This window comes from Cellulophaga sp. L1A9, assembly GCF_009797025.1.
GTDB lineage: Bacteria > Bacteroidota > Bacteroidia > Flavobacteriales > Flavobacteriaceae > Cellulophaga.
On record NZ_CP047027.1, the window covers coordinates 2894787 to 2917432 of the forward strand.

Genomic DNA, 22646 nt, shown 5'->3' on the forward strand with positions numbered 1-22646 from the left:
CTATGCTAAGACTTTTTAGATCTAAAATTTATTTTGCAGTATTTCTGATGACGGCGGTACTGTTGTTTGGGGTGTTAGGGTATCGTTATATTTCAGATTACGATTGGGTAGATGCTATTTACATGACCATAATTACGGTTACCACTGTTGGGTTTTCAGAGGTGCGGCCATTAGATGCGCAGTCTAAATTTTTTACCATATCATTAATCGTTTCGAGTGTTTTTATATTTGCCTTTGCTATATCTGTGATTACAGAATATGTTTTAGGTAGAAATTCTCTTCAAATATTAAAAAAGAAAAAAGTGAAATCTAAAATTAATAGTCTAACTGATCATGTCATTGTTTGCGGTTATGGAAGAAATGGTACGCAAGCTGCAGAACGTTTAAAGGCCTATAAACGTCCCTTCGTAATAATTGAAAAGGACAAAGAAATTATAGAGCGTTTTGAAGAAAATTTACTTTTTGTAGAGGGTGATGCAAATGATGATGAAATATTATTAGAAGCAGGAATTGAACGTGCTAAGTTTTTAATTACAGCTTTACCAGACGATGCTATGAATTTATTTGTTGTACTTTCTTCAAGACAATTAAATAAAGACCTGTTTATTATTAGTAGAGCATCTTTATTAAATTCGCAAAAAAAATTGTTGTTTGCGGGAGCAAATAAGGTCATCATGCCAGATAAAATTGGTGGTGATCATATGGCTTCTTTAGTGGTGATGCCAGATTTAATAACTTTTATGGATAAATTATCTGTAGTAGGTGGTCATACCACTAACTTAGAAGAGGTTTCTATCGAAGATTTTACGGATCAAATGGAGTGTAATTCACTTCGTGATTTAGATCTTAGAAGAAAAACAGGGTGTACCATAATAGGGTATATATCACCAGAAGGAGACTATATCATTAATCCTGAAGCAGATTTGCAATTGCAGCCAAAAAGCAAAGTAATTGTGCTGGGAAGGCCAGAACAAATCCGAAAATTAAACGAAATGTTTCACATCGTTTAAAGAGATTTAAATAATATTCCTTGATTGCGTAGTTATTTTTTTGGATATTGCTGTCGACTAGACTAATTATAAAACAAATTTAAATATTATGAAGTATAGACTTCTTACGCTGTTTGCATTAATGGCACCTATTATTACCTTTTCTCAGGAGGTTGTGGAAAAGGGATTAGATGAAAAAATTGATGAAGCCTTTAAGCCTATTTCCGATTTCTTTTCCGCAGTAATATTCTTCAATGTTTGGCATAATCCAGACATTCCGTTTGTATTAGTTCTATTAGTAGCAAGTGCATTATTTTTTACGATATACTTCGGGTTTCCAAATGTAAGATACTTCGGAAAAGCTATTAGTACTGTTAGAGGTAAGTATGAAGATATAGAAAAGCACGGGGCTAAAGAATTATATGGTGAAGATGGTATTGCTCAAGGGCAAGATTTATCTAATGTAGATATTGAAGAGCACATGGTAGGTTTAGAAGACGATCTAGCAGTAAACGGCGATATTATAGATACAATTAGAGATGAAAGTTCAGACGGAGAAGTAAGTCACTTTCAAGCTTTGGCAACAGCCGTATCAGGTACTGTTGGGAATGGAAATATAGCAGGTGTAGCATTGGCAATTGCGCTAGGTGGTCCTGGGGCTACGTTCTGGATGATTGTATGTGGACTTTTAGGAATGTCTACAAAATTTGTAGAATGTACTTTAGGAGTTCAATATCGTGATGTAGGTGAAGACGGTACTGTTTACGGGGGTCCAATGTATTACCTAAGTAAAGGATTAAAACAAAAAGGATTTAAAAAATTAGGTAAAGTTGCAGCAGTGGTATTTGCTGTTTTCTGTATTGGTGGTTCTTTTGGCGGTGGTAACGCTGCACAATCTAATCAGGCTACCATTGTATTAAAAGAATTATTTAATTGGCAAAGTACAGCCGCCGGTGCTATTGTAGGTTTGGGACTTGCTATCTTAGTAGGGATCATAATTATAGGAGGTATTAAAAGAATTGCTCAAGTAACGGAAAAGGTAGTTCCGTTTATGGCAATTATGTATGTTGTTGCTTGTCTATATATCATATTCGCTAATTTTAGTTTAGTTGATGATGCTATTTCGCTTATTGTAACAGAAGCATTTAATCCTAAAGCAGCTACTGTAGGTGGTTTCATAGGTGTATTGCTGGTTGGATTTAAGAGAGCAGCCTTTTCTAACGAAGCGGGAGCTGGTTCTGCGTCTATCGCCCATTCAGCCGTAAGAACAAAATATTCGGCAAGTGAAGGTTTGGTAGCTTTATTAGAGCCATTCATAGATACAGTGTTAATCTGTACAATGACTGCTTTAGTAATTGTTATTTTTAATTTCGGTGGTTACTTTGAGTACGGATTAGATGTAAGTACAGATGGTAGTGGTGCTGTTCAGATAGGAGCAGATGTTGTTCAGGGTGCTGGTATTACAGCTAAAGCTTTTGCAGCATACATACCTTACTCTAACGTATTCTTGACTATAGCGGTGGTTTTATTCGCAGTATCTACCATGATTTCTTGGTCTTATTATGGATTACAATCTTGGAAATTCTTATTCGGTAGAGGAAAAGCAGCAGATTTAACGTATAAATTTTTATTCTTAACTTTTGTGGTTATTGGTGCTGCAGCAAGTATGGGGTCTATTTGGGCATTTTCAGATGCAATGATTTTTGCAATGGTTTTCCCGAATATGGTAGGATTATTTTTCCTTTTCCCTGTAGTTAAAAAGCAATTGAAAAGGTATCTTGATGCTATTAAGCTTAAGTATGATGCTATTGATAATTAAATAGTACAGTAATGAAATTATTTAAATCCCACTTCAGGTTCTCAAAACAAGAACGAAGTGGGATTTTCTTTTTACTCGCTATTATTGTTTGTCTTCAACTAGGACATTATGTATATGCTACCCTGGTAGATGAGAAAGCTTCAAATCATTTTATCGTAGACAAAAATGTTCAGGCTCAGATAAATGCGCTTAAGGAAAATGCACAACGTAAAGATAGCACTGTACTTTTTCCTTTTAATCCAAATTACATCACAGATTACAAAGGCTATACTCTAGGTATGTCTGTTTCTGAAATTGATAGATTGCATGGGTTTAGAGCAAGCCGGAAATTTGTAAATTCAGTGCAAGACTTTCAAAAGGTAACTTTAGTTTCAGATTCCTTATTACATAAAATTTCGCCCTATTTTAAATTTCCTGATTGGGTAAATAAGAAAAAATATAAAGAAAGGGAAGCATCCGTTTCTATTCCAGAAAATACTAAAGCAATAGAGTCGTTGGTGAGTGATATTAACTTGGCTACTGCTTCAGAACTAAGAACTGTAAATGGGATAGGAGAGAAGCTATCTGCGCGAATCATTAAATTCAGAGATCGGTTAGGGGGCTTTGTAGATAATGAACAGGTTTCTGAAGTTTATGGGCTAGAAACTGCAGTCCTTCAAAGAATTTCTGAGAAATTTAAAGTTTTGTCAAAGCCAGAGATTGTCAAAGTAAATATCAATACAGCTTCAGCTTCAGAAATATCAAAATTGGTATACTTAAATTATACTGTTTCTAATGAGATTATTCGCTATCGAGAAGAAAATGGGACAATCAACTCCCTTGATGAATTAAAAAATATAGCGGGATTTCCTTCCGAAAAAATCAATAGAATATCTTTATATTTGGCATTATAAAAAAATAGCTATGAAAAATACCATATTTCACTTTTGATATGTGTGGTATTTTCGTCTTAAAAATTAATTTTCAAAATATATATAGATGAAAAGTATGTACTTCACAGAAGAGCATCAATTGTTTAGAGAAAGCCTTAAAAATTTTTTAAAGAAAGAAGTTGTTCCTCATATAGAGAAATGGGAAAGTACAGGTACCATTGAGCGTTTTATTTGGGCTAAGTTCGGGGAGATGGGATATTTTGGTCTCGCTACGCCTGAAAAGGACGGGGGTTTAGGTTTAGATTTATTTTATACCATTATTTTTTTAGAAGAACTTCAGAAAATAAATTCTGGTGGCTTTGCTGCGGCAATGTGGGCACATGCATATTTGGCTATGACCCATTTGAATAAAGAGGCAGATGATGAACTAAAAAAGCAATATCTAACACCGAGTGTATTAGGAGAAAAAATTGGATGTTTATGTATCTCTGAACCTTTTGGTGGGAGTGATGTTGCAGGAATGAGAACTACAGCAGAAAAAAAAGGAGATACCTATGTTATAAATGGTTCTAAGACATTTATAACTAATGGCGTGTATTGCGATTATATGATAGTTGCGGCTAAGACCAGTCCAGAATTAGGGAATAAAGGTATTAGTATCTTTTTGGTAGATAAAAAGACGCCTGGAGTGTCTGCTACTAAATTAAACAAATTAGGATGGCGTGCTTCAGATACGGGTGAGATTGCATTTGATAATGTAACGATTCCTGCTACTAATCTTATGGGGGAAGAAAATAAGGGCTTCTCTTATATTATGGAGCATTTTGCTTTAGAGCGCTTAATTATGGGAGTAAATTCGCATGCAAGAGCAGAATATGCTTTAGATTATGCTTTGCAATATATGTCAGAAAGACAAGCTTTTGGTAAATCTATAGATAAATATCAGGCGCTACGTCATCGTTTTGTAGACTTGCAGGCAGATATGGAAATGTGTCGTGAATATAATTATTTGGTCACCTATAGATTAAATAAAGGGGAATATGTCGTAAAAGAAGCAACTATTTCTAAATTGAAGTCAACCAAAATGGCAGATGAGGTAATTTATGACTGTTTGCAATTTCTTGGTGGATACGGGTATATGGAAGATTATCCAATGGCACGGTTACTTCGAGATAGTCGTTTGGGGCCTATTGGTGGAGGTACATCAGAGATACTAAGAGAGATCTTAGCTAAAATTATGATTGATAAAAAGGAATATAAGGCAACAAAAGTAGAATAGTTTTTTGTTTTATAAAGCTGATTTCTAGTTACATAGAATTAATTTAGTTGAATTTTCAAGGTATAGGTTGCTAATTAGAGAATAGTTTTTATCTTTGCAGTCTTAATCACTAAAGAGAGGAGGTTTTAGCCCATGTTAATTATACCAATAAAAGAAGGAGAAAACATAGATAGAGCATTGAAGCGTTTTAAGCGTAAGTTCGATAGAACTGGAACAATGCGTCAATTGAGAAAGCGTCAACAGTTTACGAAGCCCTCAGTAGCACGTAGAGCTCAGTTTCAAAAAGCTCATTATATTCAAGGATTGAGAGATCAAGAAGAGATATAGTATTTAAACGTTTATAATATAGTAAAGCCTTGCATTTTTTTGCAAGGCTTTTTTTGTGGCTTTTTTTAAAGATGGATTGAGTGTTAACTTTTGTATTTTTGATATATGTCTATAGTAGCATTTGTCGCTTATTTATCATTAGAGAAGAAGTATTCTGTAAATACAATTAAGGCTTATGAAAAAGATCTTAATGAATTTATTTTGTTCTGTAGTGAGGGGTGTGCGGAAGACAATGTAGATGAAGTCTCTTATGTAATTATTAGAAATTGGATTGTTGCTTTGGTAGACGGGAAAATAGCCAACCGTACTATTAATAGAAAAATAGCTTCTTTAAAGGCATACTATAAATTTTTATTAAAAACAGAAACGATAGCTGTTAATCCGCTAGCAAAACATAAAGCTTTAAAAACGGCTAAAAAAATTGAAATTCCTTTTTCGGAAGCCGAAATGAATGAAGTACTTAGTTCTATGACTTTTTCTGAAGATTTTGAAGGACTTAGGGATAAGTTGATTATTGAGTTGTTTTATGCTACAGGAATTCGTCGTATCGAATTGGTAAATTTAAAAGTGACTAATGTTGATTTGAGACAGAAAACAATTAAGGTTTTAGGGAAAAGAAATAAAGAACGTATTATTCCTTTGGTGGCTTCTTTAATGTCTTTGTTTGAAGCGTATTTTGTAGAGCGCAATTCTTTGCCGGCAATTACTTCAGATGAATTTGTGTTTTTGTTGAAATCAGGCGATAAAATTTATGAAACACTTGTGTATAGGGTTATCAATCATTATTTCGGTTTAGTGTCTAGTAAGGTAAAAAAGAGTCCTCATATACTTCGGCATACTTTTGCTACGCATTTATTAAATAAGGGTGCAGATTTAAATTCTGTAAAAGAATTATTGGGTCATGCTAGTTTGGCTTCTACTCAAGTCTATACCCATAATAGTATAGCGGAGTTAAAAAAAGTTCATTTACGTGCGCATCCTAGGAATAAAAATTAGTTTGGATTGTCGTTAATTGTCCTTTAAATTTTTCATCTGTAAAAGCAAATGTGTAAACGGTAAGTATTAAACCAAGTGCTAATTTGAATATTTTTAAATAAAATCGAATAAATAAATTAAATCAGTGCCTTGGTGAGGTAAATAGTTCTAATGTTCGTCTGAAAGTAAAAAAAACAAGCACTAAAGAGTGTGAAATTACAGAAATTAAATGGTATGTGCTTAAAAATGAATTTATTGTAAAAAAGCAATATGTGTCTTTTTAGGGGGTGGCTAATAGCGCTTGTGATTGGTTGAAAAGGACTTTGATAAGTCAAAATGAAAAAAATATTAAAATTGCGTAAAATTTTATTCAAAAAAATTTTGATAAACTAAAAATAGCTTTACATTTGCAGTCCGTTAGAAAAGCGGACTTTTTTAAAGCCAAAAAAAAGTAGTAAAAGCCGATGTAGCTCAGCTGGCTAGAGCAGCTGATTTGTAATCAGCAGGTCGTGGGTTCGAGTCCCTCCATCGGCTCTTAAGTTCTTTAAAATATTGATTTGGGGAGATACTCAAGCGGCCAACGAGGGCAGACTGTAAATCTGCTGACTACGTCTTCGCAGGTTCGAATCCTGCTCTCCCCACTTTAAAGAATTTTTTTAAAGTTATTAAGGGTAATTTGAAAAAATTGTTCTTAAATTTGAAATGTTGAAATATTGTTAGCTCTTGAAGTTAGCAAATAATTGCGAGAGTAGCTCAGTTGGTAGAGCGTCAGCCTTCCAAGCTGAATGTCGCCGGTTCGAACCCGGTCTCTCGCTCTAATAAAACCTTGAGTTTAAAAGGTTGTTTTTTTTGGGTTTTAATCTTCTTTTTAGTATTTGGATTATGAACTCAGATAGGCCGGTGTAGCTCAGGGGTAGAGCGTTTCCTTGGTAAGGAAGAGGTCATGAGTTCAAATCTCATCATTGGCTCAAACAAGACATAAATTGTACACTAATATAAACTAAGATTAAAATTCAATAAACATGGCTAAGGCAACATTTGATCGTTCTAAACCGCACTTAAATATCGGTACTATTGGACACGTAGATCACGGTAAAACTACATTGACTGCCGCTATTACAACAGTTTTAGCGAACGCAGGATTGTCTGAAATGAGAAGTTTCGACTCAATTGATAATGCACCTGAAGAAAAAGAAAGAGGGATTACTATTAATACATCACACGTAGAATATTCTACAGCTAACCGTCATTACGCTCACGTTGACTGTCCAGGTCACGCGGATTACGTAAAGAACATGGTTACTGGAGCTGCTCAGATGGATGGTGCTATTCTTGTTGTTGCTGCTACTGATGGTCCAATGCCACAAACACGTGAGCATATCCTTTTAGGTCGCCAGGTTGGTATTCCTAGAATGGTTGTATTCATGAATAAAGTGGATATGGTTGATGATGAAGAATTGTTAGAGCTTGTTGAAATGGAAGTTAGAGAATTACTTTCTTTCTATGAGTATGATGGTGATAATGGTCCTGTTATTGCTGGTTCAGCTTTAGGAGCATTGAACGGTGAGCAAAAATGGGTTGATACAGTAATGTCTTTAATGGAAGCTGTTGATACTTGGATCGAATTACCAAAAAGAGATGTTGAAAAAGATTTCTTAATGCCAGTTGAAGATGTATTTACAATTACTGGTCGTGGTACTGTTGCTACTGGTCGTATTGAAACTGGAGTAGCTAACACTGGTGATCCTGTTGAGATTATTGGTATGGGTGCTGAAAAATTGAACTCTACTGTTACTGGGGTTGAAATGTTCCGTAAGATATTAGATAGAGGTGAAGCTGGTGATAACGTAGGTCTTTTATTGAGAGGTATTGAAAAGTCTCAAATTAAAAGAGGTATGGTAATCTGTAAGCCAGGTTCTGTAACTCCACATGCTAAGTTTAAAGCAGAGGTTTACGTTCTTAAAAAAGAAGAAGGTGGTCGTCACACACCATTCCATAACAACTACCGTCCTCAGTTCTATGTAAGAACTACAGATGTTACAGGAACAATTACACTTCCTGATGGAGTTGAAATGGTAATGCCAGGTGATAACCTTACTATTAATGTTGAATTATTATCTCCAATTGCATTGAGTGTTGGTTTACGTTTCGCTATCCGTGAAGGTGGTAGAACTGTAGGTGCAGGTCAAGTAACTGAGATTACAGATTAATCATTAATAAGATTATATAAAAGTATTTTCATCAAGGGTGTCCGTTACTAACGGATACCTTTCGATGTAAATAGAAACGGGTGTAGCTCAGTTGGTAGAGCACTGGTCTCCAAAACCAGGTGTCGTGAGTTCGAGTCTCCCCTCCCGTGCTAATAAAGAGAGGTTATTAAGCGAGAAATTGGTTAAAGACCTATTGTATTATAAAGTAAATCTTTCGCAGCATGTTAACATATATCAAGGAATCCTTAGAGGAACTTAGAACTAATATAACATTACCTTCCAAATCTGAAGCATCAAATTTGATGGTAATTGTTGCTGTTTTTTCTATTTTGTTTGCTTTGGCAACTTGGGGTGTAGATAGTCTTTTTAGTGAGTTGATTCAAATTTATTTTGATAAATTAATAAATTAAGAAAAGATCTATGTCAGAAGTATTGGATAAAAAGTGGTATGTAGTTAGGGCTGTAAGTGGTCAAGAAAACAAAATTAGGGGTTACATCGAATCAGAGGTAGCTCGTTTAGGTTTTGGTGATTATTTAGATGAGGTTTTAGTGCCTACTGAAAAGGTAATTCAAATCCGTAATGGTAAGAAGGTAAATAAAGAAAGAGTTTATTTTCCTGGTTATATTATGGTGAAGGCTAACCTTGGAGGTGAGGTAGCTCATATTATTCGTTCTATTACCAATGTAATTGGTTTTTTAGGGGAAACAAAAGGAGGAGATCCTGTTCCCTTGAGAAAAGCAGAGGTGAATAGAATGTTAGGTAAGGTTGATGAATTAACTGTAACAACAGAAAATGTTGCTATTCCTTTTGTAATGGGAGAAACGGTTAAGGTTATTGACGGGCCTTTTAATGGATTTAACGGAACAGTTGAAAAGATTAATGAAGAGAAGCGTAAGCTTGAGGTAATGGTTAAGATTTTCGGAAGAAAAACTCCATTAGAGTTGAGTTATATGCAAGTTGAAAAAGTATAAATTTAGAACTGTTACATAAAAGTTGTGTTGCTTCCAATTGACACAATTTAATTTAATTTAAGACAATGGCAAAAGAAATTAGTAAAGTAGTTAAACTACAAGTTAGGGGAGGTGCAGCGAATCCGTCGCCACCGGTTGGACCCGCTTTAGGTGCTGCCGGTGTTAACATCATGGAGTTCTGTAAGCAATTTAATGCACGTACACAGGACAAACAGGGTAAAGTTTTACCTGTTGCTATCACCGTATACAAGGATAAGTCGTTTGACTTCGTTGTAAAGACACCGCCGGCGGCAGTTCAGCTTATGGAAGCGGCTAAGATTAAAAAAGGATCAGGTGAACCTAACCGAGTTAAAAACGGAAACGTATCTTGGGATCAAATTAAGACTATCGCTGAAGATAAGATGGTAGATCTTAATGCATTTACAATTAACTCTGCGATGAGCATGGTTGCTGGTACTGCAAGATCAATGGGTTTAAAGGTTTCAGGAACTAGACCTTTTTAATATCTTAAAAGCAATATAATGGCAAAATTAACGAAAAATCAAAAAGAAGCGCTTTCTAAGATTGATAAGAATAAAATCTATTCTGTATCTGAAGGGTCTGCTTTAATAAAAGAAATCACAAATGCAAAATTTGATGCATCTGTTGAACTAGCGGTTCGTTTAGGAGTTGATCCTAGAAAAGCGAATCAAATGGTACGTGGTGTTGTTACTTTACCGCATGGTACTGGTAAGGATGTTAAAGTTCTTGCTTTAGTAACTCCAGATAAAGAAGCAGAGGCTAAAGAGGCTGGTGCGGATTTTGTAGGTTTAGATGAGTATTTAGATAAAATTAAAGGCGGTTGGACAGATGTTGATGTGATCATCACTATGCCAAGTGTTATGGGTAAATTAGGTCCTTTAGGTAGAGTATTGGGTCCTAGAGGTTTAATGCCTAACCCTAAAACTGGGACAGTAACTATGGATGTAGCGAAAGCTGTAGCTGAAGTTAAAGCTGGTAAAATTGACTTTAAAGTTGATAAAACTGGTATTGTTCATGCTGCAATTGGTAAAGTTTCATTTTCTGCAGATAAGATCTATGAAAATGCAAAAGAACTTATTGATACTTTAAATAAGTTGAAGCCAACGGCGTCAAAGGGTATTTATATTAAGAGTATTTTCATGTCTAGTACGATGAGTCCTAGTGTGCAATTAGATACTAAATCAGTTTAATTCATATTAAGATGACAAGAGAAGAAAAATTAAACGTAATAGAAGATTTAACTGCAAGATTAGGTGATGCTACTACAATATACTTAGCTGATATATCTGGTTTAGACGCAGTAACTACTTCAGATTTAAGAAGAGCTTGTTTTAAAGCTGATATTAAATTAGCCGTAGTTAAAAATACATTGCTTGCAAAAGCAATGGCAGCTTCTGATAAAGACTTCGGGGAACTTCCTGATGTTCTTAAGGGTAGTACTTCTTTAATGTTTGCAGAAACTGGTAACGGTCCTGCAAAATTGATAAAAGCTTTTAGAGCTAAAACTAAAGATAAGCCATTATTAAAAGGTGCTTTTGTAGAAGAAGCAGTTTATATTGGTGATGATCAATTAGAAGCTTTAGTTAATATCAAATCTAAAGAAGAAGTTATTGGTGATATTATTTCTATACTTCAGTCTCCGGCTAAGAATGTTATTTCTGGTCTTAAGTCTGGTGGAGGTAAAATTGCTGGTATTCTTAAAACTTTATCAGAAAGATAAAACGCACGCACTAAAAACAATTATATTTTAAAAATTTATTAAACGATAGAAAAATGGCAGATTTAAAAGATTTCGCAGAACAATTAGTTAACTTAACAGTAAAAGAAGTTAATGAATTAGCTAATATATTAAAAGATGAGTACGGTATCGAACCTGCTGCTGCTGCTGTTGCAGTTGCTGCTGGTGGTGGTGATGCTGCTGTTGCTGAAGAGCAAACAGAATTTGATGTTATCTTAAAAGCAGCTGGTGCTTCTAAGTTAGCAGTTGTTAAATTGGTTAAAGAATTAACTGGTTTAGGTTTAAAAGAAGCTAAAGATATCGTTGATAGCGCACCAAAAGCTATTAAAGAAGGTATCTCTAAAGATGAAGCAGAAGGAATTCTTAAGTCATTAGAAGAAGCTGGAGCAGAAGTTGAGCTTAAATAGTAGAAGCAACCATAATAATTTTGGTTTAGGTCTATTCACTTTCGTGTCTAGACCTAAACCTATTTATGTATGTAGCCTTGAGTTATGTACAAATTTATAGTAAGTATTCATAATCAAAATTTTGTCCATTGATGATTACAAATCAGACTGAAAGAATAAATTTCGCATCCGCTAAGAACATTCCGAGCTATCCGGATTTCTTGGACATTCAGGTTAAGTCGTTTCAAGATTTTTTTCAACTAGAAACTAAATCTGACGAAAGGGGAGATGAAGGACTATATAATACATTTCAAGAAAATTTTCCTATTACAGATACTAGAAATCAGTTCGTTTTAGAATTTCTTGATTATTTTATTGATCCTCCTCGTTACTCTATACAAGAATGTATAGAACGTGGTCTTACCCATAGCGTTCCGCTAAAAGCAAGATTAAAATTATATTGTACGGATCCGGAACATGAGGATTTCGAAACTATTGTTCAGGATGTATATTTGGGGACTATCCCTTATATGACACCAAGTGGTACCTTTGTTATAAATGGTGCTGAGCGTGTTGTTGTATCACAATTACATAGATCACCAGGTGTTTTCTTTGGACAATCATTCCATGCGAATGGAACAAAATTATATTCTGCGAGAGTTATTCCTTTTAAGGGTTCTTGGATAGAATTTGCAACAGATATCAATGGCGTTATGTACGCTTACATTGATAGAAAGAAAAAATTACCTGTTACTACACTTTTCAGAGCTATCGGTTTTGAAAGTGATAAGGATATCTTAGAGATCTTTGACCTTTCTGAAGAGGTTAAGGTTTCTGTGGCAGGACTTAAAAAAGTGCTAGGTCGTAAATTAGCGGCTAGAGTATTAAATACTTGGCATGAAGATTTCGTAGATGAAGATACCGGTGAGGTAGTTTCTATCGAAAGAAATGAAATCGTTTTAGATCGTGATACTGTTCTTGAAAAAGAACATATTGAGCAGATTGTAGATGCTGATGTTAAAACAGTTCTTTTACATAAAGAAAGTGCTGCACAATCTGATTATGGTATCATTCATAATACACTACAAAAAGATCCTACGAATTCTGAAAAAGAAGCAGTAGAACATATATACCGTCAATTACGTAATGCTGAGCCGCCAGATGAGGAAACAGCAAGAGGTATTATTGATAAATTATTCTTTTCTGATCAACGTTATAACTTAGGTGAAGTTGGTCGTTACAGAATGAATAAAAAATTAGGTTTAGATATCGGAATGGACAAGCAGGTCTTGACTAAAGAAGATATTATTACTATAATTAAATATTTAATTGAGTTAATTAATTCAAAAGCTGAAATTGATGATATTGATCACTTATCTAACCGTCGTGTTAGAACTGTAGGTGAGCAATTATCACAACAGTTTGGTGTTGGTTTAGCGCGTATGGCTAGAACAATTCGTGAGCGTATGAATGTACGTGATAACGAAGTGTTTACTCCTATCGATTTAATTAATGCTAAGACTTTGTCTTCAGTAATTAATTCTTTCTTTGGTACCAACCAGTTGTCTCAATTTATGGATCAAACGAATCCATTAGCTGAGATTACGCACAAGAGAAGATTATCTGCTCTTGGGCCAGGTGGTTTATCAAGAGAAAGAGCCGGTTTCGAAGTACGTGATGTGCACTATACACACTATGGTAGACTTTGTCCTATTGAAACTCCTGAAGGACCAAACATTGGTTTGATATCTTCATTAGCAGTATTCTCTAAAGTAAACTCTATGGGCTTCTTGGAGACTCCATATAGAAAAGTAGAGAATGGTAAAGTTGATATTGAAAACTTTGGCTATTTAAGTGCAGAAGAAGAAGAAGGAATGAAAATTGCGCAAGCAAACATTCCAATGGATGCTGAAGGTAATATTACAGCAGAAAAAGTTATTGCAAGAGAAGAAGGGGATTTCCCAGTCGTAGATCCTTCTGAGATACAATATACAGATGTTGCGCCTAATCAAATTGCATCTATTTCTGCATCACTTATTCCTTTCTTGGAACATGATGATGCGAACAGAGCATTGATGGGATCAAACATGATGCGTCAAGCAGTTCCTTTATTAAAACCTCAAGCACCAATTGTAGGTACTGGATTAGAGCGTCAAGTTGCTTCTGATTCTAGAGTATTGATAAATGCTGAAGGAGACGGGCTTATTCAATATGTAGATTCTCTAAAGATTACTATTAAGTATGATAGAACTGAAGAGGAGCGTTTAGTAAGTTTTGAAGATGATTCTAAAACGTATGAGCTTGTTAAATTTAGAAAAACAAACCAAGGAACAAGTATTAACTTAAAACCTATCGTAAGAAAAGGTGATAAAGTTAAGAAAGGTCAAGTACTTTGTGAAGGGTACGCAACTGAAAATGGTGAGTTAGCTTTAGGTAGAAACTTAAAGGTAGCCTTTATGCCATGGAAAGGGTATAACTTTGAGGATGCTATTGTAATTTCTGAAAAAGTAGTTCGTGAAGATATCTTCACCTCTATTCATGTTGATGAATATTCTTTAGAAGTAAGAGATACTAAATTAGGTGCTGAAGAATTAACTAATGATATACCAAACGTTTCAGAAGAGGCTACAAAAGACTTGGATGAGAATGGGATGATTAGAATTGGTGCAGAAGTTAAACCTGGTGATATTTTAATTGGTAAGATTACTCCAAAAGGAGAATCTGATCCTACTCCAGAAGAAAAATTACTTCGTGCTATATTTGGTGATAAAGCTGGAGATGTAAAAGATGCCTCTTTAAAAGCATCACCATCATTAAGAGGTGTTGTTATTGATAAGAAATTATTCTCTCGTTCTGTAAAAGATAAGAGAAAACGTTCAGAAGATAAAGAAGCAATCTCTAAATTAGAATTAGAATACGAAGTTAAATTCCAACAACTGAAAGATGTTTTAGTTGAAAAATTATTTAACCTAGTAAATGGTAAAACATCTCAGGGGGTATTAAATGACCTTGGTGAAGAAGTACTTCCAAAAGGAAAGAAATATACCATGAAAATGCTTAATGCTGTTGACGATTTTGCTCACTTAGTGGGTGGAAGTTGGACAACGGATAAGGATAATAATAACTTAGTTACAGATTTATTACACAACTACAAGATTAAACTTAATGACCTTCAGGGTAACCTAAGACGAGATAAGTTTACAATTTCTGTAGGTGATGAATTGCCAGCTGGGATTATGAAATTAGCTAAAGTTTATGTTGCTAAAAAACGTAAATTAAAAGTTGGTGATAAAATGGCGGGTCGTCACGGAAACAAGGGTATTGTTTCAAGAATTGTACGTCATGAAGACATGCCTTTCTTAGCAGATGGAACACCAGTTGATATCGTGTTGAATCCATTAGGGGTGCCTTCTCGTATGAACATTGGTCAGATTTATGAAACTGTTCTTGGTTGGGCAGGTCTTAAATTAGGCAAGAAATATGCAACACCAATTTTTGATGGTGCTAGTCTTGATCAAATCAATGAATATACAGATGAAGCAGGTATTCCAAGATTTGGACATACGTATCTTTATGATGGTGGTACAGGACAACGTTTTGATCAACCGGCTACTGTTGGTGTTATCTACATGTTGAAATTAGGACACATGGTAGATGATAAGATGCATGCACGTTCAATAGGACCATATTCATTAATTACGCAACAACCATTAGGTGGTAAAGCACAATTTGGTGGTCAACGTTTTGGAGAGATGGAAGTTTGGGCACTAGAAGCATATGGAGCATCTGCAACTTTACGAGAAATATTAACAGTTAAGTCTGATGATGTTGTTGGTAGAGCGAAAACATATGAAGCTATTGTAAAAGGAGAGACAATGCCAGAACCTGGTTTACCAGAATCTTTCAACGTATTAATGCATGAACTTAAGGGATTAGGTTTAGATATTAGACTGGAAGAGTAATAAGAATAGGTTTTTGAGAGACACTATTTAGTAAAACAATTTTAATTTATCATCACCATATTGTTATGGCTAGACAAAGAGATAATAACACAATAAAAAGGTTCGATAAAATTTCAATAGGCTTGGCATCACCAGAATCTATTCTGGCAGAGTCAAGAGGAGAAGTTTTAAAGCCTGAAACTATTAACTATAGAACGCATAAACCTGAGCGTGACGGTCTTTTTTGTGAGCGTATTTTTGGCCCAGTTAAAGATTATGAATGTGCTTGTGGTAAGTATAAGAGAATTCGTTACCGTGGTATCGTTTGTGATCGTTGTGGGGTAGAAGTTACCGAAAAGAAAGTACGTAGAGATCGTGTAGGTCACATTAACTTAGTTGTTCCTGTTGCTCACATCTGGTATTTCCGTTCTTTACCAAATAAAATAGGATACTTATTAGGATTGCCTTCTAAGAAATTAGACATGATCATCTATTATGAGCGTTATGTTGTAATTCAACCAGGTATTGCTAAAGGTCCTGAAGGTGAAGAAATCAGTAAAATGGATTTCTTAACTGAAGAAGAGTATCTTAATATATTGGAATCAGTTCCAGTAGAAAATCAATATTTAGAAGATTCTGACCCTAATAAGTTTATCGCTAAAATGGGTGCTGAGTGTTTAATAGATATTTTAGCACGTATCGATTTAGATGTGCTTTCTTATGAATTAAGACATAAAGCAAATACAGAAACCTCTAAACAACGTAAAACTGAAGCTTTAAAAAGACTTCAGGTTGTAGAATCTCTAAGAGAGTCTCAAGAAAATAGAGAGAACAGACCTGAGTGGATGATTATGAAAGTAATCCCAGTTATTCCACCAGAATTGCGTCCTCTAGTTCCTTTAGATGGTGGCCGTTTTGCGACTTCAGATTTAAATGATCTTTACCGAAGAGTTATTATTCGTAACAACCGTTTGAAAAGATTGGTTGAGATTAAAGCTCCTGAAGTAATTCTTAGAAACGAGAAGCGTATGCTTCAAGAATCTGTAGATTCTTTATTCGATAACACAAGAAAAGCTTCTGCTGTTAAAACAGAATCTAACAGACCGTTAAAATCACTTTCTGATTCATTAAAAGGGAAACAAGGTCGTTTCCGTCAAAACTTATTGGGTAAACGTGTCGATTATTCTGCACGTTCAGTAATTGTTGTAGGACCAGAATTAAGATTATTTGAATGTGGTCTTCCTAAAGATATGGCTGCAGAACTTTACAAACCTTTCGTGATCCGTAAATTGATTGAAAGAGGAATTGTTAAAACAGTTAAATCTGCTAAGAAGATTATAGATAAAAAGGAACCTGTAGTTTGGGATATTCTTGAAAATGTATTGAAAGGTCACCCAGTTTTATTAAACAGGGCTCCTACATTACACCGTTTAGGTATTCAAGCATTCCAACCTAAATTAATTGAAGGTAAAGCTATTCGTTTGCACCCATTAGTATGTACTGCATTTAATGCGGATTTTGATGGGGATCAAATGGCAGTTCACTTACCATTAGGCCCAGAAGCAATTTTGGAATGTCAATTATTAATGTTGGCTTCTCACAATATATTAAACCCTGCAAATGGTTCTCCAATTACGGTTCCATCTCAGGATATGGTCTTGGGTCTTTATTATATGACCAAAGAGCGTAAATCAACTCCTGAAGTTCCTGTAAAAGGTGAAGGCTTAATTTTCTATTCTGCGGAAGAGGTAGTTATTGCGCATAACGAGGGAATGGTAGATTTAAATGCTGGTGTTAAAGTAAGAGCTAAAAACTTCAACGAAGCTGGAGAATTGGTATATCAAATTATCCCAACTACAGTAGGTAGAGTGCTATTTAATAGAATGGTACCTGAAAAAGCTGGTTACATTAACGAAGTATTAAATAAAAAATCTTTAAGAGATATTATTGGTGGAATTTTAGAGGCTACAGATGTACCTACTACTGCTGATTTCTTGGATAAGATTAAAACAATGGGGTATGAGTTCGCTTTCAAAGGTGGTCTTTCATTTAGTTTAGGAGATATTATTATCCCACCTGAAAAGCATGAAATGATTGCTGATGCTAACGGGCAAGTTGAAGGTATTATGGCCAATTATAATATGGGTCTTATTACAAACAACGAACGTTACAATCAAGTAATTGATGTTTGGACTTCTACGAATGCTCAGTTAACTGAGTTAGCGATGAAACGTATTCGTGAAGATCAACAAGGGTTTAACTCGGTATATATGATGCTTGACTCTGGTGCGAGGGGTTCTAAAGAACAAATCCGTCAGTTAACAGGTATGCGTGGTTTGATGGCTAAGCCTAAAAAATCTACTGCCGGTGGTGGTGAAATTATTGAAAACCCTATTCTTTCTAACTTTAAGGAAGGACTTTCAATTCTTGAATACTTTATTTCTACTCACGGTGCGCGTAAAGGTCTTGCGGATACAGCCTTAAAAACTGCAGATGCTGGTTACTTAACACGTCGTTTAGTAGATGTATCACAAGATGTTATTGTAAACACAGAAGATTGTGGTACGTTAAGAGGTATTGAAGTAGAGGCTTTAAAGAAAAATGAAGAAATTGTAGAATCATTAGGAGAGCGTATCTTAGGTAGAGTTTCTTTACATGATGTATTCAATCCTTTAACTGAAGAGTTAATTCTTAAAGCTGGACAAGAAATATTAGAAGTAGATGTGAGATTAGTTGAAGCATCTCCTGTTGATAAAATTGAAGTACGTTCAGCACTTACATGTGAAGCTGCTAAAGGTATTTGTGGTAAATGTTACGGTAGAAACCTTTCAACCAATAAAATGGTACAAAGAGGTGAAGCTGTAGGTGTAGTTGCTGCGCAATCTATTGGTGAACCAGGAACACAGTTAACATTGCGTACTTTCCACGTAGGGGGTATTGCAGGGAACATTTCTGAAGATAATAAGCTATCTGCTAAGTTTGGTGGTATTGCTGAAATTGAAGATTTAAGAACGGTTACTTCTATAGATAATGAAGGTGTTGCATTTGAAACTGTAATTTCTAGAACTTCTGAGATCAAAGTTGTTGACGCTAAAACAGGTATTACCTTAAGTACAAATAACATCCCTTACGGTTCTCAGTTATTTATTAAGAATGGTGCTAAAGTGGCGAAAGACGAAGTGATTTGTCAGTGGGATCCATATAACGGTGTTATCGTTACAGAATTCCCTGGTAAAATTGTTTATGAAAATATTGATCAAGGGGTAACATATCAAGTAGAAATTGATGAGCAAACAGGATTCCAAGAGAAAGTAATTTCAGAATCTAGAAATAAGAAATTAATACCAACATTACTTATTAAAAATAATAAGGATGAAGTGTTACGTTCTTACAACTTACCAGTTGGATCACACATTATGGTAGATAATGGTGAAGATGTTAAAGAGGGTAAAATTTTAGTTAAGATTCCACGTAAATCTGCAAAATCTGGAGATATTACGGGTGGTCTTCCAAGAGTAACGGAATTATTCGAAGCTCGTAACCCTTCTAACCCAGCTGTTGTTTCTGAAATTGATGGTGTTGTTTCTTTTGGTAAGATTAAAAGAGGTAACCGTGAGATCATTATCGAATCTAAATTAGGTGAGGTTAAGAAGTATTTAGTAAAACTTTCTAATCAAATCTTAGTTCAAGAGAATGATTATGTTCGTGCTGGAATGCCACTTTCTGATGGATCTATTACTCCTGAGGATATCTTGAAAATTAAAGGCCCATCTGCTGTTCAACAGTACTTGGTAAATGAAGTTCAAGAAGTATATCGTCTACAAGGGGTGAAGATTAATGATAAGCACTTTGAGGTAGTTGTACGTCAAATGATGCGTAAAGTAAGAATTCAAGATCCAGGAGATACTATTTTCTTAGAAAACCAATTGGCACATAAAGATGATTTCATTACGGAAAATGATGGAATGTTCGGGAAAAAAGTGGTAGTTGAAGTAGGAGATTCTGAAGTATTAAAACCAGGTCAGATTATTACAGCACGTCAGTTAAGAGATGAAAATTCTGTATTGAGAAGAAATGATAAAGCTTTAGTAGAAGCTAGAGATGCAATTGCTGCTACAGCAACGCCAATACTTCAGGGTATTACTCGTGCTTCACTTCAGACGAAATCATTCATATCAGCAGCTTCTTTCCAAGAGACGACTAAAGTATTAAATGAAGCAGCAGTAGCTGGTAAAATTGATGATTTAGAAGGCTTGAAAGAGAATGTTATTGTAGGTCATAAAATACCAGCAGGAACAGGAATGAGAGATTACGATAGTATCATCGTAGGATCTAAGGAAGAGTATGATGAGATAATGGCTCGTAAGGAAGAATTTAAATTCTAAATAATAGCGTATTTATGAGTGATCAAAACCAAAAACAAATCAATATAGAGTTAGATGAAAAAATGGCTGAAGGAATTTATTCTAATTTAGCGATCATTAATCACTCTGTGTCAGAATTTGTAGTTGATTTTATAAGTATGATGCCTGGGGCACCTAAAGCAAAAGTGAAGAGTAGAATTGTTCTTACTCCTCAACATGCTAAGAAATTCCTTAAAGCATTAAACGATAATGTCAAGAGGTTTGAAAGTGCTCATGGTACTATTAAGGATTACGAACAGCCTCCAATTCCAATTAATTTTGGACCAACTGGAGAAGCATAAAAACAAGAAATCCCGTGATGAAAATCACGGGATTTTTTTATGCCTACTATTTTGTCCTCTTGAAATGGCGATAAGCTAAACATTTAGCGTATTAAACCATCAAAAAACACCGGGTATGTAAAGCGTACCCAAAAAATTACTTCGTTTCTTATGCGCTACAAATAGTTGCTAAACTTGAATCTGGCCCATTGACAAGAACCAAAGCTTTGATGAAAATGCGATAGAATGATACAACCATTAAAAACCACATTTGTTACAGCATATGTTAGCTCTCATATAAAGGTGTTAATATGATAACTTAAGAGAAAAAAACAGTATAAAATAAAAAAGCTGACCAATGATAGCATTGGTCAGCTTTAAATTATAACGTTTAATCCTTTAATTATCTGTATCGGTTATTTTGGACGACACATGTGAAAGTCTATTCAAATTCTGAAGTGAATTTTAGAACTACACTTGGGTATTTTTGTTGCGTCATCTGTAATGAAAATTGAGAATCGGCAAGGAAAACTAATTGTCCTCTTTTATCTTTAGCTAAAAATTTCTGCTTTACACGTTTAAATTCTTTGAATTCGTCATTTTTAGGGTCTTTAGGAGCTACCCAACACGCTTTATATACAGGAAAGTTTTCATAGGTGCACTTCGCACCATATTCATGTTCTAAACGATATTGGATGACCTCGTATTGAAGGGCGCCTACAGTTCCAATAACCTTACGTCCATTTAATTCTAGTGTAAATAATTGAGCAACACCTTCATCCATTAATTGATCAATTCCTTTAAATAATTGTTTCGATTTTAAAGGATCTGCATTATTGATATATCTAAAATGTTCTGGGGAAAAACTAGGTATGCCTTTATAGTGAAGATTTTCGCCTTCCGTTAAAGTGTCACCAATTTTAAAATTTCCAGTATCATGAAGACCAACAATGTCACCAGGATACGAGATGTCTACAATTTCTTTTTTTTCAGCAAAAAAGGCATTGGGACTAGAGAATTTTAGTTTTTTATTATGGCGAACATGCAAATATGGAGTGTTTCTCTCAAAAGTTCCAGATACAATTTTAATGAAAGCTAGGCGATCTCTATGTTTTGGGTCCATATTGGCATGTATCTTAAATACAAAACCAGTAAACCCTTTTTCATTTGCTTTTACCAAGCGCTCTTCAGCCATTTTAGGTCTTGGAGTAGGGGCAATGTCTACGAAACAGTCTAATAGTTCTCGAACACCAAAATTATTTAAAGCAGAACCAAAGAATACCGGTTGTAAGTCACCAGCCAAATAGGCCTCTCGGTCAAATTCAGGATATACACCATGTACAAGTTCTAAATTCTCTCTTAGATCAGCTGCAGCTTTAGCACCAATGGTTTTTTCAAGTTCAGGATTGGCAATATTATCAAAAGCAATAACATCTTCAATATTTCTCTTGCTATCTCCGCTGAAAAGATTAATATTCTTTTCGTAAATATTATAAATTCCTTTAAAATCGTACCCCATACCAATAGGGAAACTTAAAGGAGTAACTCTTAAGCCTAATTTTTGTTCAACTTCGTCTAGTAAATCAAAAGCGTCTTTACCCTCGCGATCCATTTTATTAATGAATACAATAATAGGAATATTACGCATTCTACATACTTCTACTAGTTTTTTGGTTTGTTCCTCTACCCCTTTTGCAACATCAATAACTACAATAACACTATCTACAGCGGTTAGTGTTCTAAAAGTGTCCTCTGCAAAATCCTTATGTCCAGGAGTATCAAGAATATTTATTTTTTTGTCCTTATATATAAAGGCTAATACGGAAGTAGCCACAGAAATTCCACGTTGTCTTTCAATTTCCATGAAATCACTTGTAGCCCCTTTTTTAATTTTGTTGTTTTTTACAGCACCAGCCTCCTGGATTGCACCACCAAAAAGCAATAATTTTTCGGTTAGTGTTGTTTTTCCTGCATCTGGGTGCGAAATGATACCAAATGTTCTTCTTCTTTGAATTTCCTTTTCAAAACTCATATTCAATGTTTTTGCAAAAATAAGATAAAATTATTGGCTTGTTCTTTTAATAAAAAATTAAAATATTTTAGACTTTTTTCATGATTTTTAAATTCACTAAAGTATTGGTAATCAGGTTTTAAAATTGTTTAAAACATCGGTAAACGGTATAATTCCTACATTTGTAGGAAATTACCCGACGTCTATATTTATCGTTTATCCGTATTTAAAACAGTTCAATTTTTTTAGGTTAGTGTCATTCATCGAGTATATTTGCCGTTTAAAGATTTAAGAGAGTTCGTGCTTGTTGTCGTTTATCAATTATATTTATAAGCTATATCTTGCACCATAATTCTAAAGACCAGAAGACCCCATCTTCTTACTAAAATGTTATAACCTAAATGCCATGGTGATTAGTTCAA

General features: G+C 34.7%; 17 protein-coding genes and 5 tRNA genes. 21 read left to right on the plus strand and 1 reads right to left on the minus strand.

The genetic code is table 11. From position 1 onward, the window contains the following. Window positions 1–2: 2 nt before the first annotated feature. The 21 genes from GQR94_RS12630 (at window position 3) to GQR94_RS12730 (ending at window position 20234) form a co-directional block, all read left to right on the plus strand. Window positions 3–1010: a TrkA family potassium uptake protein gene (locus GQR94_RS12630; protein WP_158975840.1), complete on the plus strand. Its 1008-nt coding sequence runs from the start codon at window positions 3–5 to the stop codon at window positions 1008–1010. Between the two features lie 88 nt (window positions 1011–1098). Continuing rightward, window positions 1099–2808 carry a sodium:alanine symporter family protein gene (locus GQR94_RS12635; RefSeq protein ID WP_158975841.1) on the plus strand — a complete coding sequence of 570 codons (1710 nt, stop codon included), beginning with the start codon at window positions 1099–1101 and terminating at the stop codon, window positions 2806–2808. An 11-nt stretch (window positions 2809–2819) separates the two neighbouring features. Next, the gene (locus GQR94_RS12640; RefSeq protein WP_158975842.1) at window positions 2820–3701 is read left to right on the plus strand and encodes a helix-hairpin-helix domain-containing protein; all 882 of its coding nucleotides are present in this window, start codon (window positions 2820–2822) and stop codon (window positions 3699–3701) included. A gap of 85 nt (window positions 3702–3786) precedes the next feature. Beyond that, on the plus strand, window positions 3787–4959 hold the full coding sequence (locus GQR94_RS12645; protein ID WP_158975843.1) for an acyl-CoA dehydrogenase family protein: 1173 nt from the start codon (window positions 3787–3789) through the stop codon (window positions 4957–4959). Between the two features lie 132 nt (window positions 4960–5091). After that, entirely contained in the window at window positions 5092–5286 is a 195-nt protein-coding gene (gene rpsU, locus GQR94_RS12650; protein ID WP_158975844.1) for a 30S ribosomal protein S21, read from the plus strand. A 105-nt stretch (window positions 5287–5391) separates the two neighbouring features. Continuing rightward, complete coding sequence (locus GQR94_RS12655; protein ID WP_158975845.1) at window positions 5392–6282, plus strand: tyrosine-type recombinase/integrase; 891 nt, start codon at window positions 5392–5394, stop codon at window positions 6280–6282. A 439-nt stretch (window positions 6283–6721) separates the two neighbouring features. Continuing rightward, window positions 6722–6795: transfer RNA gene (locus GQR94_RS12660), tRNA-Thr, on the plus strand. A 25-nt stretch (window positions 6796–6820) separates the two neighbouring features. Then, window positions 6821–6902, plus strand: a tRNA-Tyr gene (locus tag GQR94_RS12665). Window positions 6903–7003: 101 nt separating this feature from the next. Continuing rightward, a tRNA-Gly gene (locus tag GQR94_RS12670) sits at window positions 7004–7076 on the plus strand. Window positions 7077–7157: 81 nt separating this feature from the next. Further along, window positions 7158–7229, plus strand: a tRNA-Thr gene (locus tag GQR94_RS12675). 54 nt (window positions 7230–7283) lie between these two features. After that, window positions 7284–8471: an elongation factor Tu gene (tuf, locus tag GQR94_RS12680; protein WP_158975846.1), complete on the plus strand. Its 1188-nt coding sequence runs from the start codon at window positions 7284–7286 to the stop codon at window positions 8469–8471. A 76-nt stretch (window positions 8472–8547) separates the two neighbouring features. Continuing rightward, window positions 8548–8620 (plus strand) — tRNA-Trp (locus GQR94_RS12685). Between the two features lie 72 nt (window positions 8621–8692). Next, the gene (secE, locus tag GQR94_RS12690; RefSeq protein WP_158975847.1) at window positions 8693–8881 is read left to right on the plus strand and encodes a preprotein translocase subunit SecE; all 189 of its coding nucleotides are present in this window, start codon (window positions 8693–8695) and stop codon (window positions 8879–8881) included. Window positions 8882–8891: 10 nt separating this feature from the next. Further along, window positions 8892–9443, plus strand: a complete 552-nt coding sequence (gene nusG, locus GQR94_RS12695; RefSeq protein WP_158975848.1) for a transcription termination/antitermination protein NusG — start codon at window positions 8892–8894, stop codon at window positions 9441–9443. Window positions 9444–9508: 65 nt separating this feature from the next. Further along, complete coding sequence (gene rplK, locus GQR94_RS12700) at window positions 9509–9946, plus strand: 50S ribosomal protein L11 (protein WP_013551138.1); 438 nt, start codon at window positions 9509–9511, stop codon at window positions 9944–9946. Window positions 9947–9964: 18 nt separating this feature from the next. After that, on the plus strand, window positions 9965–10654 hold the full coding sequence (gene rplA / locus GQR94_RS12705) for a 50S ribosomal protein L1 (protein ID WP_158975849.1): 690 nt from the start codon (window positions 9965–9967) through the stop codon (window positions 10652–10654). 11 nt (window positions 10655–10665) lie between these two features. After that, window positions 10666–11184, plus strand: a complete 519-nt coding sequence (gene rplJ / locus GQR94_RS12710; RefSeq protein ID WP_158975850.1) for a 50S ribosomal protein L10 — start codon at window positions 10666–10668, stop codon at window positions 11182–11184. A gap of 53 nt (window positions 11185–11237) precedes the next feature. After that, entirely contained in the window at window positions 11238–11609 is a 372-nt protein-coding gene (gene rplL / locus GQR94_RS12715; RefSeq protein WP_013551141.1) for a 50S ribosomal protein L7/L12, read from the plus strand. Between the two features lie 131 nt (window positions 11610–11740). Next, complete coding sequence (gene rpoB / locus GQR94_RS12720) at window positions 11741–15550, plus strand: DNA-directed RNA polymerase subunit beta (RefSeq protein WP_158975851.1); 3810 nt, start codon at window positions 11741–11743, stop codon at window positions 15548–15550. Window positions 15551–15615: 65 nt separating this feature from the next. Further along, entirely contained in the window at window positions 15616–19914 is a 4299-nt protein-coding gene (rpoC, locus tag GQR94_RS12725; RefSeq protein ID WP_158975852.1) for a DNA-directed RNA polymerase subunit beta', read from the plus strand. Between the two features lie 14 nt (window positions 19915–19928). Continuing rightward, window positions 19929–20234: a DUF3467 domain-containing protein gene (locus tag GQR94_RS12730; protein WP_158975853.1), complete on the plus strand. Its 306-nt coding sequence runs from the start codon at window positions 19929–19931 to the stop codon at window positions 20232–20234. A 421-nt stretch (window positions 20235–20655) separates the two neighbouring features. Here the strand turns inward: GQR94_RS12730 and GQR94_RS12735 are convergent, their stop codons facing one another. After that, the gene (locus GQR94_RS12735) at window positions 20656–22245 is read right to left on the minus strand and encodes a peptide chain release factor 3 (RefSeq protein ID WP_158975854.1); all 1590 of its coding nucleotides are present in this window, start codon (window positions 22243–22245) and stop codon (window positions 20656–20658) included. Window positions 22246–22646 lie beyond the last annotated feature (401 nt).

What these genes read in the sequence shown, in the direction of transcription:
- GQR94_RS12630 (WP_158975840.1), top strand. Translation starts at nt 3, where the DNA reads ATGCTAAGACTTTTTAGATCTAAAATTTATTTTGCAGTATTTCTGATG.
- GQR94_RS12635 (WP_158975841.1), top strand. Translation starts at nt 1,099, where the DNA reads ATGAAGTATAGACTTCTTACGCTGTTTGCATTAATGGCACCTATTATT.
- GQR94_RS12640 (WP_158975842.1), top strand. Translation starts at nt 2,820, where the DNA reads ATGAAATTATTTAAATCCCACTTCAGGTTCTCAAAACAAGAACGAAGT.
- GQR94_RS12645 (WP_158975843.1), top strand. Translation starts at nt 3,787, where the DNA reads ATGAAAAGTATGTACTTCACAGAAGAGCATCAATTGTTTAGAGAAAGC.
- rpsU (WP_158975844.1), top strand. Translation starts at nt 5,092, where the DNA reads ATGTTAATTATACCAATAAAAGAAGGAGAAAACATAGATAGAGCATTG.
- GQR94_RS12655 (WP_158975845.1), top strand. Translation starts at nt 5,392, where the DNA reads ATGTCTATAGTAGCATTTGTCGCTTATTTATCATTAGAGAAGAAGTAT.
- tuf (WP_158975846.1), top strand. Translation starts at nt 7,284, where the DNA reads ATGGCTAAGGCAACATTTGATCGTTCTAAACCGCACTTAAATATCGGT.
- secE (WP_158975847.1), top strand. Translation starts at nt 8,693, where the DNA reads ATGTTAACATATATCAAGGAATCCTTAGAGGAACTTAGAACTAATATA.
- nusG (WP_158975848.1), top strand. Translation starts at nt 8,892, where the DNA reads ATGTCAGAAGTATTGGATAAAAAGTGGTATGTAGTTAGGGCTGTAAGT.
- rplK (WP_013551138.1), top strand. Translation starts at nt 9,509, where the DNA reads ATGGCAAAAGAAATTAGTAAAGTAGTTAAACTACAAGTTAGGGGAGGT.
- rplA (WP_158975849.1), top strand. Translation starts at nt 9,965, where the DNA reads ATGGCAAAATTAACGAAAAATCAAAAAGAAGCGCTTTCTAAGATTGAT.
- rplJ (WP_158975850.1), top strand. Translation starts at nt 10,666, where the DNA reads ATGACAAGAGAAGAAAAATTAAACGTAATAGAAGATTTAACTGCAAGA.
- rplL (WP_013551141.1), top strand. Translation starts at nt 11,238, where the DNA reads ATGGCAGATTTAAAAGATTTCGCAGAACAATTAGTTAACTTAACAGTA.
- rpoB (WP_158975851.1), top strand. Translation starts at nt 11,741, where the DNA reads ATGATTACAAATCAGACTGAAAGAATAAATTTCGCATCCGCTAAGAAC.
- rpoC (WP_158975852.1), top strand. Translation starts at nt 15,616, where the DNA reads ATGGCTAGACAAAGAGATAATAACACAATAAAAAGGTTCGATAAAATT.
- GQR94_RS12730 (WP_158975853.1), top strand. Translation starts at nt 19,929, where the DNA reads ATGAGTGATCAAAACCAAAAACAAATCAATATAGAGTTAGATGAAAAA.
- GQR94_RS12735 (WP_158975854.1), bottom strand. Translation starts at nt 22,245, where the DNA reads ATGAGTTTTGAAAAGGAAATTCAAAGAAGAAGAACATTTGGTATCATT.